At 57.8% G+C, this 15,432-nt stretch carries 16 protein-coding genes and 1 pseudogene; 8 read left to right on the top strand and 9 right to left on the bottom strand.

Going from position 1 to position 15,432, the window contains the following annotated elements; translation table 11 throughout:
- Positions 1-90: 90 nt before the first annotated feature.
- From ACVWXF_RS12805 to ACVWXF_RS12835, 7 genes and pseudogenes are all read right to left on the bottom strand, one after another.
- Positions 91-192: pseudogene (locus ACVWXF_RS12805) on the bottom strand (copper amine oxidase); the annotation flags it as partial.
- A 112-nt stretch (positions 193-304) separates the two neighbouring features.
- On the bottom strand, positions 305-481 hold the full coding sequence (locus ACVWXF_RS12810) for a hypothetical protein (protein WP_414332524.1): 177 nt from the start codon (positions 479-481) through the stop codon (positions 305-307).
- 366 nt (positions 482-847) lie between these two features.
- Positions 848-1,273 (bottom strand): hypothetical protein, encoded by a 426-nt coding sequence (locus tag ACVWXF_RS12815; RefSeq protein WP_011432703.1) that lies wholly within the window; start codon positions 1,271-1,273, stop codon positions 848-850.
- Positions 1,274-1,316: 43 nt separating this feature from the next.
- Positions 1,317-2,144, bottom strand: coding sequence for a TlyA family RNA methyltransferase (locus ACVWXF_RS12820; protein ID WP_457467000.1), 828 nt, complete (start codon positions 2,142-2,144; stop codon positions 1,317-1,319).
- 95 nt (positions 2,145-2,239) lie between these two features.
- Positions 2,240-3,067, bottom strand: coding sequence for a phosphate ABC transporter ATP-binding protein PstB (gene pstB, locus ACVWXF_RS12825; protein WP_457467001.1), 828 nt, complete (start codon positions 3,065-3,067; stop codon positions 2,240-2,242).
- An 82-nt stretch (positions 3,068-3,149) separates the two neighbouring features.
- Complete coding sequence (gene pstA, locus ACVWXF_RS12830) at positions 3,150-3,962, bottom strand: phosphate ABC transporter permease PstA (protein ID WP_457474579.1); 813 nt, start codon at positions 3,960-3,962, stop codon at positions 3,150-3,152.
- Positions 3,962-4,324 carry an extracellular solute-binding protein gene (locus ACVWXF_RS12835; protein ID WP_457474580.1) on the bottom strand — a complete coding sequence of 121 codons (363 nt, stop codon included), beginning with the start codon at positions 4,322-4,324 and terminating at the stop codon, positions 3,962-3,964. The genes pstA and ACVWXF_RS12835 overlap by 1 nt, the downstream gene beginning before the upstream one ends.
- A 623-nt stretch (positions 4,325-4,947) precedes the next feature.
- On the opposite strand from ACVWXF_RS12835, the gene rplI reads away from it, so the two are divergent.
- From rplI to glmS, 8 genes are all read left to right on the top strand, one after another.
- Positions 4,948-5,412, top strand: a complete 465-nt coding sequence (gene rplI, locus ACVWXF_RS12840; RefSeq protein WP_414329820.1) for a 50S ribosomal protein L9 — start codon at positions 4,948-4,950, stop codon at positions 5,410-5,412.
- Between the two features lie 179 nt (positions 5,413-5,591).
- On the top strand, positions 5,592-7,367 hold the full coding sequence (dnaB, locus tag ACVWXF_RS12845) for a replicative DNA helicase (RefSeq protein WP_457397797.1): 1,776 nt from the start codon (positions 5,592-5,594) through the stop codon (positions 7,365-7,367).
- 131 nt (positions 7,368-7,498) lie between these two features.
- The gene (locus ACVWXF_RS12850) at positions 7,499-8,395 is read left to right on the top strand and encodes a universal stress protein (RefSeq protein WP_457474581.1); all 897 of its coding nucleotides are present in this window, start codon (positions 7,499-7,501) and stop codon (positions 8,393-8,395) included.
- A gap of 47 nt (positions 8,396-8,442) precedes the next feature.
- Complete coding sequence (gene larB, locus ACVWXF_RS12855) at positions 8,443-9,276, top strand: nickel pincer cofactor biosynthesis protein LarB (RefSeq protein ID WP_457474582.1); 834 nt, start codon at positions 8,443-8,445, stop codon at positions 9,274-9,276.
- 260 nt (positions 9,277-9,536) lie between these two features.
- The gene (locus tag ACVWXF_RS12860; RefSeq protein ID WP_457474583.1) at positions 9,537-10,424 is read left to right on the top strand and encodes a TerC family protein; all 888 of its coding nucleotides are present in this window, start codon (positions 9,537-9,539) and stop codon (positions 10,422-10,424) included.
- 203 nt (positions 10,425-10,627) lie between these two features.
- Positions 10,628-11,434 carry an ABC transporter ATP-binding protein gene (locus ACVWXF_RS12865; RefSeq protein ID WP_414355855.1) on the top strand — a complete coding sequence of 269 codons (807 nt, stop codon included), beginning with the start codon at positions 10,628-10,630 and terminating at the stop codon, positions 11,432-11,434.
- A 4-nt stretch (positions 11,435-11,438) separates the two neighbouring features.
- Positions 11,439-12,662 (top strand): MlaD family protein, encoded by a 1,224-nt coding sequence (locus tag ACVWXF_RS12870; RefSeq protein ID WP_457474584.1) that lies wholly within the window; start codon positions 11,439-11,441, stop codon positions 12,660-12,662.
- 134 nt (positions 12,663-12,796) lie between these two features.
- Positions 12,797-14,644, top strand: a complete 1,848-nt coding sequence (gene glmS, locus ACVWXF_RS12875) for a glutamine--fructose-6-phosphate transaminase (isomerizing) (RefSeq protein WP_457474585.1) — start codon at positions 12,797-12,799, stop codon at positions 14,642-14,644.
- Here glmS and ACVWXF_RS12880 read toward each other — a convergent pair.
- Positions 14,605-15,111, bottom strand: a complete 507-nt coding sequence (locus tag ACVWXF_RS12880) for a heavy metal-responsive transcriptional regulator (RefSeq protein WP_457474586.1) — start codon at positions 15,109-15,111, stop codon at positions 14,605-14,607. The two genes, glmS and ACVWXF_RS12880, sit on opposite strands and share 40 nt — an antisense overlap.
- A 78-nt stretch (positions 15,112-15,189) precedes the next feature.
- Positions 15,190-15,432, bottom strand: a 243-nt coding sequence (locus ACVWXF_RS12885; protein WP_457474587.1) for a zinc ribbon domain-containing protein, incomplete at its 5' end; no start/stop codon positions are given.

A 15,432-nucleotide genomic window follows, 5' to 3' on the forward strand; every position in this document is an offset into this window, starting at 1 on the left:
TCGGGCCTGTTTTGTTCTCTGGTAGAGCAGAGCAGGCTCAGGGCTACTGAAAGCCCGCTCCGTACCGCTTAGCGGTCGGAGCCGGGTAGTTTACGCCGGCTCCGCTAGATTGATTGTCGGGTTGCGGTCGAAGAAGCCCCAAGGTACCAGCCTAAAGCCCGTTCTGTGTACAGGCATGACGGGCCAATCCTCATCCCATGAAAAAACCCCTGCCCAACGGCATGGGGAGGATGTATGATGGGGAGCCCGCGTTTCTACAGAACTCCCTCGAAGTCAAGCAGCCCTGAATAGGCAGCAACAGTTCTCATCCCGCCTCAAACCAGAGTTGTTCGGGATCCACATAATAGCAGCGGGCATTGTCCGCACAGATCAGCGCCCAGCCGTTTTGGTCGGCCTCGACCAAAGTATACTCACACTGGGGAATGAAATAGCCTTGGTGGTTTCGGGTATCGCTCTTAACCCAAACGGTCTGACGGTTCATCTTAAAGTTCCTCCCATCTGCAGTCAAAGGGGTCAAAAAAGTGAGGTTGGAAAACGGGACTCGATTCAGTGGCTATGGAAGCGGCGGCAGTGCAACACCACTGCAATATCCACTGCAATATAATGAAGTGCAGCCACCGCCGAGCTAAGCATCTCGCGCCAGCCCGGAGTTCAATCTCATCAATCAACTGAGGCCGGGGAAGAGAAGCGACGAGAGCTAACCCCTATCGATAAATGGATCCCATATTGCTATTGGGTACAAGAAGTTTAGCACCAACTCCATGAGAACATCGCTAAGAGTTGTAGATTAAAATAAAAAGCTCTAGATTTTCCTAAAGTCTTGTTGCAAAACAAGGAATAGGGTCACTTAATCTTCTTCAAAGAGCCAGTTGTAAATCTTGCTCAAGTGGGGCCAAGCAGGACGGCGGTTCCCTCCCTCTTGCAGGTTGGATTTGACACCCTCAATCTGCTCGGGATCCCGTGCCAAGATTTGCTTAATGGCCTCCACCTGCTGGCGTACCCCGGTTTTTTTCAGCTCCAGCATGGCTAGGGTCAGATTCACACGGGGCTGGGCATCCACCGGATCCAACTTCACAGCAGTCTGGGCGGCCTTCAGAGCTTTTTCCGCCTGCCCCTCCAGAAGGTAGAGCCAGGACAAGCACGTCCAAGCCGCCGCCGCCTTTGGGGATCCCTTACAGATCGACTCAAAAGAGGGAATTAACGTCTTGGCCGCTTCCCCGGATTCATAGCGCCGAATCCCTTCCTGAAACAATTCTTCAATTTTTTGGCTCATCTCCCCCAACCCAGCACATCAACCTATTGACAAAATCGACAAGCTACCCGTGTAGGGTCGCTCTTGCCTGCTCGCTCATCTGTTGTAGCGCACTGCCGCTGGGGAGAGGGATCCCTTCTCCTTCGGCCAGCCAGAGCCAGTACTCGATATTGCCGGCAGAGCCGGTAATGGGCGACCACGTGTAGCCTTGCACCTGCCAACCCTGGGCCACGGCCGAGCGCATCACCGTCTCCAGCACGCGGGCATGGACAACCGGATCCCGTACCACCCCCTTTTTGCCCACCTGATCCCGGCCCGCCTCAAACTGAGGCTTTACCAGCAACAAAGCTTCCCGCGGCGGGCGCAACAGGTTCCAGAGAGGATCCAACACCTTGGTTAGGGAAATAAAAGAGAGATCCACCACTGCCAGATCTGGCCAGCTTGGAGTAGGCACCTCCGTTCCGTAGAGATCGACAGGCTGCAGGTAGCGCAGATTGGTTCGTTCCTTGAGGATGACCCGTGGGTCGGTTCGCAGAGACCAGGCCAGTTGCCCATAGCCCACATCCACTCCGTAGACCCGCTGGGCTCCCCGTTTCAACAAGCAGTCTGTAAAACCTCCTGTGGAAATGCCCGCATCCAAACAAATACGACCCTGCACCTGAACAGGAAAAGTTTGCAGCGCCCCCTGTAGCTTTTCTCCCCCCCGTGAGACAAAAGCAGGCCCAGACTGGACTTGCACCGCTGGATCCCCGCTCACCCAGGTTCCAGGCTTTTCCGCCCGCACCCCATTTAGAAAGACTTCTCCTGCCAAAATGGAGCGTTGCGCTTGCTGGCGTGAGGAAAAATATCCGCGCTCCACCAACCAGCTATCCAGACGCACCCGCTTGGCCATCTCGCCGGTGCCTCACCTTGCATAGATCTTCCCGCCCATTAGAATAGGCGAGCGGGATCCCAACTGACCAGAATTGAGGGATCGCCAACAGCAGATTAGCCGAACCGTCCGCTCACGTACTCTTCCGTTTCCCGATGGGCGGGAGCGTTGAAGATTTTCTCAGTGCGGTTAAACTCCACCAACCGTCCGTAGCGAACCCCCTCTTCGTCGACTTCAGTGTTGAAGAAGGCGGTAAAGTCGGAGACCCGCGCTGCCTGCTGCATGTTGTGGGTAACGATAATGATCGTGTAGCGACGGCCCAGTTCCTTGAGCAACTCCTCAATGCGCAACGTGGAGATTGGATCCAACGAGGCACAGGGCTCGTCCATCAGGATCACCTCTGGTTGGATGGCCAAGGTGCGGGCAATGCAGAGGCGCTGCTGCTGTCCCCCCGAAAGGGAGAGGCCGCTCGTCTTCAACTTGTCTTTCACCTCGTCCCAGAGGACGGCCTGACGCAATGCGCGCTCTACCAGCTCATCCAAGTCTCCTTGGTAGCCGTTGATCCGTGGCCCAAAGGCAATGTTGTCGTAGATGGACTTCGGGAAGGGGTTGGGCTTTTGGAACACCAGGCCAACTCGCCGCCGCACTTCAGCAGGATCTACATCGGGATCGTAGATGTTTTTCCCGTGAAAAATTACGGATCCCTCTACTCTCGCTCCCGGGATCAGATCGTTCATGCGGTTAAAGCAGCGCAGCAAAGTACTCTTGCCGCAGCCCGAAGGGCCAATAAAAGCAGTGATGTGATTCTTGGGAATCTTCAGAGAAACCTGCTTCACCGCCAAATGAGAGCCGTAGTAAACACTGACTGCTTGCGTTTCCAGCTCAACAGTTAACTTGGCAGACTTCTTAGAGGAATCAGGAGTGCCGGGAAATGGAGGGCGCATAGGAATACCAGAGGTAGACGTTGCTTCAGAACCCAAACTCAAAATCGAAGAATAGTGAGGCAAAAATCTCAGAAGAACCAGATCAGATAGTAATGGTTTCCTGACGACGACTCAGCAGCAGCCGGAAACTGATCGTGGTGATCAAAACCAGAATCACCAAAGCCAAGGCTCCTCCCCAAGCAATTTTCTGCTGGTTCTCGAAGGGAACAATGGCAAAGTTGTAGATCAGCACCGCCAGCGAAGCTACTGGCTTCAGCAAACCATCGGGCCATAGGAAACTGAACAGAGCGGTGAAGATTAGAGGCGCTGTTTCCCCTGCTGCTCGGGCAATGGCCAAAGTCACCCCCGTTAGGATCACCGGCAAGGCAGCCGGCAAGACAACTCGAAACACGGTCTGCACCCGGGAAGCGCCCAGAGCATAGGCAGCAGCCCGAGTATCCGCCGGCACCAAGCGCAGAGCCTCCTCGCAGGAGAGGATGATGATCGGCAAAGTCAGCACCGATAGAGCTACCCCACCCGCCAGGGCAGAAAAGGTCTTAGTGGAGAGCACAAGCACCCCATAGGCAAACACCCCGGAAATGATGGAGGGAACCCCGGTCAGAACCTTGATGACGAAGCGCAAAGCCGAGGCTGTTGAGCTGTTCTGTCCAAACTCCGAAAGGTAAATCGCAGCAAACAAGCCAATTGGGAAGGAGATCAAGATGGCAATCGATACCACAATGATCGTCCCCAGCACTGCGTTGCCAAAGCCACCTACCTGATCGCCAGGAGGAGGAGGAAGCTGGGTTAAGGTCTGCCAATTGAAGCGCTCAATGCCATTGACGAAAACATAGTAAAGGATGGAAGCGAGCACAACAATCGCAAAAATGCTGGAAGCAAAGGTCAGGCCTGTCATCACCCAGTCCAGCACGACGCGCTTGGATCTGACTTTGCGTTATTCTCAATTTGGTTGATCTCTTCAGGACGGGGCACGCTGTCACTGGCACCGAAATCGACCGTGCGGGCTACAAACTGCCGACGACCCGCACCGCTTCCTACAGACTGATAGTTGACCTGGATGTTAGGGTTTTTCTTGCCAAACTCTTGGGCCCAAGTTTGATAGATGGGGGCCGGGAAGGTCGCCCCAGCGCCATTGATGGTGATGGTCTGCTGAGCAAACACTCGCTGCCAATTCGTCTGACTGGCCGCAAAGCCGGCAACAGTGGCAGATAGAAACTTCAGGAAAGAACGACGCTCCAAGGGGTGCAACGTCACCATACAGATCTCCTCTCCCAGATGAAGATAAAATCCTAGCCCAGATCTAAAAAAGGCTACTTCACTCGAGAACCTTACCCAACCCAATCAAAACTCGTCGGGCTGGGTATGCCACTACCGCCTGGAAGCTTGGAGGCAACCCTCAAGCTAACCCTGCGATCCTCAACAAGCCTTCAACCGATCGCAACATCCCAGGGATCCCTTTGAGCACGCAGGGTTCCCTCGGGAACGCTCCATTGAAGACTTCGCCAGTCCGCGCAGCTACTATAACGTAAAGGCCAGTTGTTTTTAGTTAAAACGAGGTTAAGCCCAGGTTATCTCTGGGGATATCCGCCAAATGTTGCAAACCCCTCAAGGGATCCCCTTTGGTGTCAGCCACTCCCTATCCTGGATTGGGTATCTCCCAAAACAGAGAACTTCCGCCTTTTGAGTTTGGAAAGGTGGCTTCTTCATCTTCCCGCCAAGGTTCAGAGCTGGAAGAGGACTCTAGAGACCTGCCAATCGGGAATAAGCTCTGAGAAGGGATCCCCTATGCCGACGGGCTGGTGGCTATGGCACTCTGGGCTGACGATGAACCTGCTGAGCCTCTAGAATGGAGGGCTGTCGAGAAAAGAAGTGTCTTCCCAATGTCGAAACGTAACATGCAGGTTGTGCTGCGCCAGGCGATCCCAGGGCTGGGCAAGCCCGGAGAGATTGTCAACGTCAAGCCCGGCTATGCTCGCAACTACCTCTTCCCACGGCAGATGGCGGTGCGGGTTACCCCTGGCATATTGAAAGAGCAGCAGATGCGTCTGGAGCAGGAAGCGGCTCGTAAACTGGCAGAAAAACAACGGGCGGAAAACTACAAGACTGCTCTGGAGACCATCGGTCGCTTTGTCATCCGTAAGAAAGTGGGAGAACACGACCTCCTATTTGGGCAGGTGACCACCAGCGATATTGCTGAGGTGGTGCTGGCTACCAGCGGTCTAGATATCGACCGCCGCAACATTCTCCTCAACGAGGAAATCAAAAAAACCGGGGTTTATCCCGTGCAGGTGAAGCTACACCCCGAAGTTACCGCTACGCTGCGCATTCAGGTTACTCCCGAATGAGGACTCACCTTCGAGGATCCCTGAGTTCCCGTGAGGGATCCCGGGGTGAGTAGGGTTTTTGCCTTGGGCAACAAGCGGGTATGCTCAGCCTAGAGCTTGACCCGCCTGACGATTGGAGCTGACTGGCTGAGAGGCCGGTTGCCCTAGGGCTGGGTTGATTTTCCTACTCCTGGCTTGTGGTGATCAGCGATTACGACTTAACGGGTGGGGATCGGCTTCCTCCCCAGAACATAGAAGCCGAGGAGGAAATCCTGGGGGGCATCCTCCTCGATCCGGATGCGTTGGTGCGGGTCGCGGAGTTTCTGCGTCCAGAGATGTTCTACATCTCTGCCCACCAAGAGATTTACCGGGCTGCTCTCCAACTGCACAGCCAAGGGCAGCCCACCGACCTGATGACTGTGTCTGCTTGGTTGGCGGATCATCATCTTCTGGAGCGGGTGGGGGGAACAGGGGCGATCCGTCGTCTGCTGGAGCAAACCGTCAGCAGCGTCAACATCGACCAGTATGCCCGCCTGGTGATGGATAAATACATGCGCCGCCAGTTGATCCAGGTGAGCAATACCTTGGCTCGTTTGGCCTACGATACCAGCCAACCCCTGTCTCAAGTAATGGATCAAGCCGAGCAGCAAGTGTTTGGCCTCACCCAAGAGCGAGTGCAGCGTAGCCTCATCCCGGCTTCTGAGGTTTTGGTCAATATCTTCTCGGACTTGGAAGAGAAGTTCCAAAGCGGGGCACAGCTTCCGGGGATCCCGACCAAATTCATCGACCTGGATAACCTGACCCAGGGCTTGCAGCGATCCGATTTGTTGATCCTGGCCGGTCGGCCTTCGATGGGGAAAACCAGCCTGGCCCTCAACATTGCCCAAAATGTGGCTGCCTATGCCAAGCAGCCGGTCGCTATCTTTAGCCTGGAAATGTCTCGGGAGCAACTGGTGCAGCGGCTTTTGGCCAGCGAAGCCCGCATCGACAGCAGCCGCCTGCGTTCTGGGCGCATTAGCGAACACGAGTGGCAGCGCCTGGGCCAAGCCATTGGTTTTTTGTCGCAATTGCCCCTGTTCATCGACGATACCCCCGACTGTACCGTTACAGAAATTCGCTCCAAAGCGCGGCGTTTGCAGGCGGAACAGGGGGGAACGTTGGGGATGGTGTTGATCGACTACCTACAACTGATGCAGGGATCCGCTGCTGACAACCGGGTGCAGGAGCTGTCGCGCATTACCCGTGGCCTCAAGGCCATGGCCAAAGAGCTGATGGTGCCGGTGCTGGTGCTTTCTCAGCTCAGTCGAGCTGTCGAGTCTCGCTCCGACAAACGTCCACAGCTGGCGGATCTGCGGGAATCGGGCTGTCTGGCCGGGGATACGCAGGTGATGGATGCGGATCGCGGCAAGATCTGGCGGCTGGATCAACTGGCGGCCCTGCCGGCTTCGGCGGAACTGCCCCGCCTGCTCAGCTTGAACGGGCGCGGGCGCTTGGTGCCCCAACAGCCTGTGAAGGTGTTTTGCAGTGGTCGGCAGCCCACCTGTGTTCTGAAGACCCGCCTCAACTTTTCCATTCGCGCCACCGGCAACCATCCCTTCTTGACCCCAGACGGCTGGAAAACCCTCGACGAGCTGCAATTGGAGGAAGAGGTGGCGGTGGTAGTGCAGGAGGGGCTGATCTGGGATCCGGTGGTGTTCATCAGCGAGCCGGGGGAGCCTCAGCCGGTTTACGACGTCGAAATGCCCCGCCACCACAACTTCGTGGCCAACGGTCTGCTGGTTCACAACAGCATCGAGCAGGATGCCGATCTGGTGATGATGATCTATCGCCCGGAATACTACGATCCCAACACCAGCGATCGCGGCATTGCCGAGGTCATCATTGCCAAACATCGCAACGGCCCCACCGGTACCGTGCGCCTGCTGTTCGAAAGCCAGTACACCCAGTTTCGCAACCTGGCGGATCCCAACCGCTGAGCAACCGATGCCGAAGAGGGATCCGGAGCTGCTGCCTTGGGAACAACCCCGCAAGGTGTTAGCTTAGGATCGCTGCGGGCCAAAGCGTTGCTCTTGAGCCGGCTACCCTCTCTCCTAATGCTCAAAACGATATGTTTAAAAACGTGTTAATTGCCACCGACCGCCGAGATGGCCTGCAGCGTTTTGGCAAGTGTCTAGAAGATCTGCACAGCAATGGCATCGAGCGCGTCACCTTCGTGCGCAGTCTGGATTGGCAGGATGACGACATCGGCATTCCCGACGACATTACCCCCGAAGTCCAGGCAGAGCAGACCCAGTTGCAGAAGCTGCTGAACCCGATCCCGGCGGGGTTGGAAGTCAAGGCTCTGGTGCAGGTGGGCAAGCCGGCAGAGGCGATCTTAAAAGGGATCCAAGCCTACGGCTGCGATCTGTTAATCACAGGCATGGGCACCCACAATCTGCTCGCCGAAAAATTGTTCGGCAGCACCACCATGGCGCTGTTGCCGAAGCTGAAAATCCCCCTACTGGTGATGCGCCCCCAGCTGCTGGCTACCTTTACCCTGGAAGAATTGCGCTTGCGCAGCCGCCACCTGTTTCGCTGCCTCTTGGTGCCCTTTGACTTTGAGCAGCCGCGTCAGCAGTTGCTGAACCATCTCGGCCACCTGCTGCCCGGTACTTCCCAGTGCCAGACGCTTACCCTGCTCTACGTGGTGGATCCCAGCGCCCGCCGCAACCAAGGAACTCCGGTGGAGGTGCTCCAACGCAAGGCCGAAGCCGACTTGGCTCAGGTGATTGAACCGCTGGTCGAGCGGGTGAAACCGGTACAGTTGCGGGCCCTGGTGCGGGTGGGATCCCCTCTCAAAGAGATCCTAGCTACTGCTGCCGATGAAGACATGACGGCCATCGCCACTGCCTCCCCCCACGTGGGCAGCTTCTGGGAGTGGTCGGTTCGCAGCCTCACCGGCGAGATTTTGCGGCAAAGTTGGCATCCGGTGTTGTTTTTCCCGCGCGGGTCTTTGGCCCAGTAGATCCAGGCAAGATCCAAGCCGAGTGTTGCAGATTGAACTCACCTTCCATGAACCCCCCTTCCACGACAGCGCTGCAGGATCTGTTTCGGGCGGTGGCCCAAGGGAAGCTCACCCCAGAGCAAGCTCTGCAGGCCTATCGCTTTCTGCCCTTCGAGCCGGTGGGAGATTTCGCCCATGTGGATCACCACCGTCCCTTGCGCACGGGCTTTCCCGAAGCCGTGTGGGGGCCGGGCAAGACCCCAGATCAGATTGCCCAGATCCTGGAGCAACTCCACCAGCGGGGATCCCTGGCCTTGGCCACCCGCATCGAAGCCCAGGTGTATGCCGAGATCCGCAGCCGCTTGCCCCAGGCCCAGTATTCCGAGTTGGCCCGCTTGTGTTGGATCCCGTCCCGGCAGGTGGTCAGCCATCCTGGACAGGTCAGCGTGATCTCCGCCGGCACTGCCGACTTACCGGTGGCAGAAGAAGCCGCCCTCACGCTCGAGCTTTCTGGGTTTCAGGTGAAGCGCCTCTGGGATGTGGGGGTGGCCGGGATCCATCGGCTGCTGCACAACCGGGCGGCCCTGCAAGCGGACGTGCTGATCGTGGTGGCGGGCATGGAGGGGGCCTTGGCCAGTGTGGTGGCGGGTCTGGCGGATTGTCCGGTGATCGCTGTGCCCACCAGCATTGGCTACGGGGCCAGCTTCCAGGGCTTGGCTGCCCTGCTCACTATGCTCAACTCCTGCGCAGCGGGGGTGGGAGTGGTGAACATTGATAACGGTTTTGGGGCGGCGATTCTGGCAGGCCAGATCCTGCGTTGCGGACAACGGCTGGCAGCTCGATTGAGTTCATGCGGCCCCACTAGAGATCCAACAGGGAATCGACAGATTTCGGAAGGTTAAGAATTGTAAATAGATCCTGAGCCAAACAGGCTATACTCAGGCCATAGTTTAGGCTTGGGCTTTCTCTTTCCCATCCTTCGGGAGTTTGAGGGTGTTGCCTCTGGTCACCTAACTGGGTTCATGCCTTTTTCTGGGGTACCTTTATCCGAAGATGGGGAGGGTTCCTACGCTGGTTAACTGCTGTGTTGGACTGACTGGGGCGGACAAAACGCGCGAATATGCTAATTGATGCAACACTTGTCAAAAATGCAACAGATGCGATGGGAGCGACCTTGACCCTGGCGCAAGGGATGACTCAGTCCTTCACCTGGACAGATATTTTCTTGGTAGTGGCTTTGGTGTTTTTGGAGGCCGCCCTCTCTGCGGACAACGCCGTTGCCCTGGCGGCTCTGGTGAAGCATCTGCCCACCCCCCAGCAGCAGAATCGGGCCTTGCGCTGGGGCATCATCGGCGCTTACAGCTTTCGCATTGCCATTGTCTTCGCGGCAGTTTGGTTGGTGGAGTATCCACCCGCACAGTTTTTGGGAGCCTGCTACCTGCTCTGGCTGGCCTGGCAGCACTTTCGGGGCGAGGAAGAAGGCCCAGAACAGGACATCACCCGCCACGCCAATTTTTGGCAGACCCTGGTGATGGTGGAACTGACGGATCTGGTCTTTTCTTTCGACAGTATCGCTGCTTCGGTGGGTGTCTCCCGCAAGGCTTGGGTAATCATCCTCGGCGGCATTCTCGGCATTACCCTGATGCGCTACATGGCTTCTCTGTTTTTGCGTTGGTTGGATGAGTTCTCTCACCTGGAAGATGCCGCTTTTGCCATCATTGCCCTGGTGGGGAGCACCATGTTGTTGGAAGTGTTTTTCCCCCAAATCGAGATCCCAGAGTGGGGGATGATGGTGGCTGTGATCCCCCTATTTGTCTGGGGCTTCTCGCGGCGCGTGAAACTCCATTCGGAGCAGGATGAACAGCCGGAGCTGGCTGACGGAGAGAAGAGGGAAGAGAAAAGAGCAGGGGTTACAGACGAGATGGAGATCGTCCCCTCCGGTTGGGTGGCTGCCCTTGAGGAAGACCTCGCCCCTGAGCCCCAGAGCAGAGAGAATGGAGACGAGAGGTACGGCTTGGGCCTATCGCCAGGGATCCCTGATCTGCCTTGATAGGGCTGTGGGTGCTTCATTGCCTTGGCCCCTGCCGACTCCTAAACTAGCAGTGAAGCCGACTCAAGGAGGGAAGCATCCTGAGCCCCCAGTTTTGCTTGAAATCATTGGTCAAGTGCTTCAGAAGCAGCATAGACAGCCCAAAGGAGCAGCAGGTGTCCGAAAATAGGCTCCAGCCTTTGGCGAGGGCGGAGCTTCTGAGCATGCCAGCAGTGCAGAGCACTGCCCCCTTGGTGGAGCTGCGCCAAGTTTCCAAGCGCTTCGGCTCGACGGTGGTGCTTGACCACGTGGATCTGAAGGTGTACCGGGGTGAGGCCCTGGGCCTGGTGGGGCCTTCGGGCACCGGGAAATCGACGCTGCTGCGCATCATCGCCGGCTTAACGGAGCCAGACGCTGGAGAAGTGCTCTGGTGCGGGATCCCGCTCCCGGAGATTCAAGCCCATCATGCAACTCCCCCTTTGCGAGTAGGGATGGTGTTTCAGCAGGCCGCCCTCTTCGACTCCCTGACGGTGGAAGAAAACGTGGGGTTTTTGCTCTACGAGCACTCGCAGTTGCCCCGCTCCCGTATTCAGGAATTGGTGGCCGCCAAGCTGGAGGCGGTGGGACTGGCGGGCAAAGAGCACAACCTGCCAGAAGAACTCTCGGGGGGGATGCGCAAACGGGCCAGCTTCGCCCGCGCCATTATGGAGGATCCTTCTCTGCCCCAGGATGAGCCCCAATTGCTGCTGTACGACGAGCCCACAGCGGGCTTGGATCCCATTGCCTCCACGGTAATTGAAGATCTCATCCGGGAGCTGCAGCAGGTGAAAAAAGCCTGTGAGAGCTACATTGTGGTGACCCACCAGCACAGCACCATTTACCGCGCCACCGACCGCATTGTCCTGTTGGCTCAGGGGCGGGTGCAGTGGGAGGGATCCGTGCAGCAGATTGAAACGTGCGATAACCCCTTTGTGCGGCAGTTTTTCAGCGGTAGCGTAGAAGGGCCGATTCAAGTGGCGGGGCAGGTGTGAGGTGATGCGTTCGCGAGCAGTACGAGAAGGGGCAGTGGGCCTGTTGATCCTGGCGGGGGCGCTGGGCTTTGCCGGCCTGTTTTTGTGGATCTACAACCTGCGCTTCGGCAGTCGCGGCTTTCAATTTACCGTCACCTATACCAACGTGGCCGGGCTGGCCGAGGGATCCAGTGTGCGGCTGCGGGGGGTAACCATAGGTCGAGTGGAGCGGATTGTGCCTCAACCCAGCCAAGTAGAAGTACAGGTGACCATTGATCAGCCCCTAGTCATCCCCCGCGATTCCCTGTTTCTTACCAAACAGACGGGGTTGGTGGGGGAAACGGTGATGGATATCCTGCCCCAGGGGAGGGGTCAGGCGGCAACGGGATCCCCTCTGGCAGCGGATTGCGACAGCAGTCAAATCATCTGCGATGGGGATGTGGTGGAGGGCAAACCTGGAGTGGATTTTGGCCAGTTATTGATCCGGCTGGATCAGCTGCTCACACGGGTCAACGACGATGAGCTCTTCGACACCCTTAACGCCACCCTAGAAGGGATCACCCGCGTCGCCAATAGCGTAGCCAGTCTTTCAGAAACCGTAGAAGAGCGAGTAGCTGCCCTGCGCACCGAAGATCTGGACTTGTCGCAATTCATGACCGCTGCCACAGCCATCCAAGACGCGGCTGGAGCTGTGGGGGGAACTGCCCGCAGTTTTCAAGCGGCTGCCGATCAATTCACCGCCCTGGTGGATCAAAACCGCACTTCCCTTAACGCCGCCCTGGAGAACATCCAGCAGGTGAGCGCCGATCTCCAGGCCATGTCCAGCGCGGTGCGCCCGCTGGTTACCGATCCACAACTCCAGGCCGATGTGCGCCAGATCCTGGCCGAGGTGCGAGCGGCTGCGGAGAACGTGGCCCAAGCTACCGAAGATCTGCAGCAGATTGCCGCCAGCCTCAACGATCCGGGCACTTTAGCTACTCTGCGCCAAACCCTCGATTCCGCCCGCATCACCTTTCAGAATATGCAAAAAATTACCGCCGACATCGACGAGCTGACCGGGGATCCCCAGTTTCGCCGCGGCATTCGAGAGTTGGTGTTGGGGCTGAGCCGACTGGTCTCCAGTGTGCCCAGAGAAGATGGGATCCAGCCCGCGGTGGCCGAAGGTTATCAGTTCCATTTTGCGCCCGTCTCTTTTGCCCAGGGGATTGTCTCTGGATCCCAAGGATGGCAGCCGCAGACTTCCCCATAAATTGGCAACCCGCTGAGGTGAACAACGTCGGCCAAAGCCGTTGAAGGGATCCCCAACCTGGGGTAGGCTTTGCGGATAAGGTGTTGCCTGTATTGCTACGCAACGCTGATGCGACTGAGGTTGAGGTGTGAGGAATGTGTGGCATTGTCGGCTACGTGGGTTTTCAGTGGGCTGCCCCCATCCTGTTGGAGGGCCTGCGCACCTTGGAGTATCGGGGCTATGATTCTGCCGGCATTGCCACAGTGGATCCCGAAGAAGGATTGAGAGTTGTCCGCGCTACCGGCAAGCTGCACAACCTGCTGGTGAAGCTGACGGCCAACATGCCCACGGCCAAGGTAGGGATCGGACATACCCGCTGGGCCACCCACGGCGGCGTGACCGAAGAAAATGCCCACCCCCAGTGCGACGAGCGCGGGCGCATTGTGGTGATCCAAAACGGCATTGTGGAAAACTACCTGGAGCTGAAGGAGCGCCTCTTGGAGCGGGGGATCCCATTTCGCTCCCAAACCGATACGGAAGTGATCGCCCAACTGCTCGGCCTCTATACAGAAGAGCTGGGCTCCTTTGAGGCGGCCTTTGGCCAGGTCATGGGGCAACTGCGGGGAGGAAACGCCGTAGTGGCTCTGGATCGGGAGGCGCCGGATCGGCTGATCGCAGCCCGTTTGGGCAATGCCGGAGCCGTGGTGGTGGGAGAGGGAGAAGGAGAAAACTTCGTCGCCTCCGATCTGCCTGCCATTGTCCGCCATACCCGCAAGGTGGTGTTCTTAGAAGATGGGGAAATGGCGGTTCTCACGGAGTCTCAAGTGCGCTACTTGCGCATTACCGGCGAGGAGCTGCGCAAATCCAGCATCACCGTGGCCTGGGATCCCGTCTCAGCCGCCAAGGGAGGCTACAAGCACTTCATGCAAAAGGAGATCTTTGAGCAGCCCCGCACCACCACCGATACGCTACGGGGGCGGGTGGATCTGGAACAGGGCCGGGTGACACTGGAGGGGCTAGCGCTTTCTGAAGCACAACTGGCCCACATTGAGCACATCCACGCTGTAGCCTGTGGTACTGCCTGGCACGCCTGCTGGGTGCTCAAGTACTTCATCGAGAGCTTGGCCCGTACCCCTGTAGAGGTGGATTACGCCTCTGAGTTTCGCTACCGCCAGCCGGTGTTGCGCCCCAACCACCTGTTGCTGGCCTTAACCCAGTCGGGAGAAACCGTCGATACGCTGGCAGCCATGAGCGAGGCCCGCACCCAAGGGATCCCGACCCTGGCGATTGTCAACACCATCGGATCCCAGGCCAGCCGTCTGGCGGATGCCGGGGTTCTCTACATCCATGCCGGTCCGGAGATTGCCGTGGCTTCCACCAAAGTGTTTACCGGCATGTTGGTGGCGGGGTATTTGCTGGCCCTGCAACTGGCCCAAGCCAAAGGGATCCTCAGCCCGGCCCAGATCCAAACCCACCTGCAAGCCTTGATCGAGCTGCCGGGCAAGATCAGCCTGCTGCTGAAGGACGCCGCCCTCTACGACCAACTGGCGGAGCAGTACCATCATGTTGCCAACATGCTCTATCTGGGCCGCTGGGTTAACGCCCCGATTGCCCTGGAAGGAGCTTTGAAGATGAAAGAGGTGAGCTATATCCACGCCGAAGGCTACCCGGCAGGGGAGATGAAGCATGGCCCTATCGCCCTCATCGACGAGCGGGTGCCGGTGGTGTGCATTGCCACCCGGGATCCCGTCTACGAAAAAATGCTCTCCAACATCGAACAGGTGCGGGCGCGGGGGGGACGGGTGATCGCCCTCATCAACCCCGAAGACACCCAGGTGCGGGAGAAAGCCGACCACATCATCGAGGTGCCCAGCACGACACCCCTGTTGTCGGCGGTTCTGAACGTGATCCCCCTGCAGTTGTTCGCCTACGCCATGGCTTTGCGCCGCGGAGCCGATGTGGATCAGCCGCGCAACTTGGCTAAGTCGGTAACGGTGGAGTAACGGCTGTTGCCCTTGCCGCCCCTGGCCTCTGGTTTTTGCAAAATCGGGCAGATCACCTCTTTTTCATCAGCAGCTGCAGGGGGGATTTGCCAATCGGAGAGCAGACCTTGAATTTGGCTTTTCAGCGCTTGCAGATCGGCAATTCGCCGTTCGATCTCTTGCAGCTTGTCTTGCAGGTGCTGGCGAATTTCTGGGCAAGGCTGCTCCCCTCGGTCGTGGATGTCCAGGATGTGGCGAATTTCCTCCAAGCTCAGGCCCAGGCTCTGGCAGCGGCGGATAAAGGCCAGACGAACCAAAACCGAAGGGTCGAACAATCGATAGCTGGACTCCGCTCGTTCCACCGTTGGCTTCAGCAGGCCAATCGACTCGTAGTAACGCACCGTGCGTACAGGCAAGCCGGCTGCTAGAGCCACCTGGCCGATCTTCAGGCTGGCAGACAAGTCCTGGACAGCAGCAGGATTCGACATGTCCCCAACTGGATCCCTGTAGATTTCTTCAGCGTGACATACTCCCACACTCATGCTGACGCAAAGCGCTCCGCGCCGCTAACGCGAAAAGGACGTTTCCTGCGCTTGAGGACTACGTCCCGCTGACGCGAAAAGAACGGGATGCCCCACCGCCCTGTGCTTGATGTTGATGGCCGCATGGTGGTCGCGTCCTAGTTCTAGCCCACAATGGGAACAAGAATGCCATCTGTCTTGAATCGCTTTCGGTACTCTTTGACCACACCGAGAGCAGTTTTGACTGCTGCCGTTGGGATTCACTGCAATCGCCCTCAGCCCAGCTCT

The organism is Thermostichus sp. MS-CIW-40 (genome assembly GCF_054058315.1).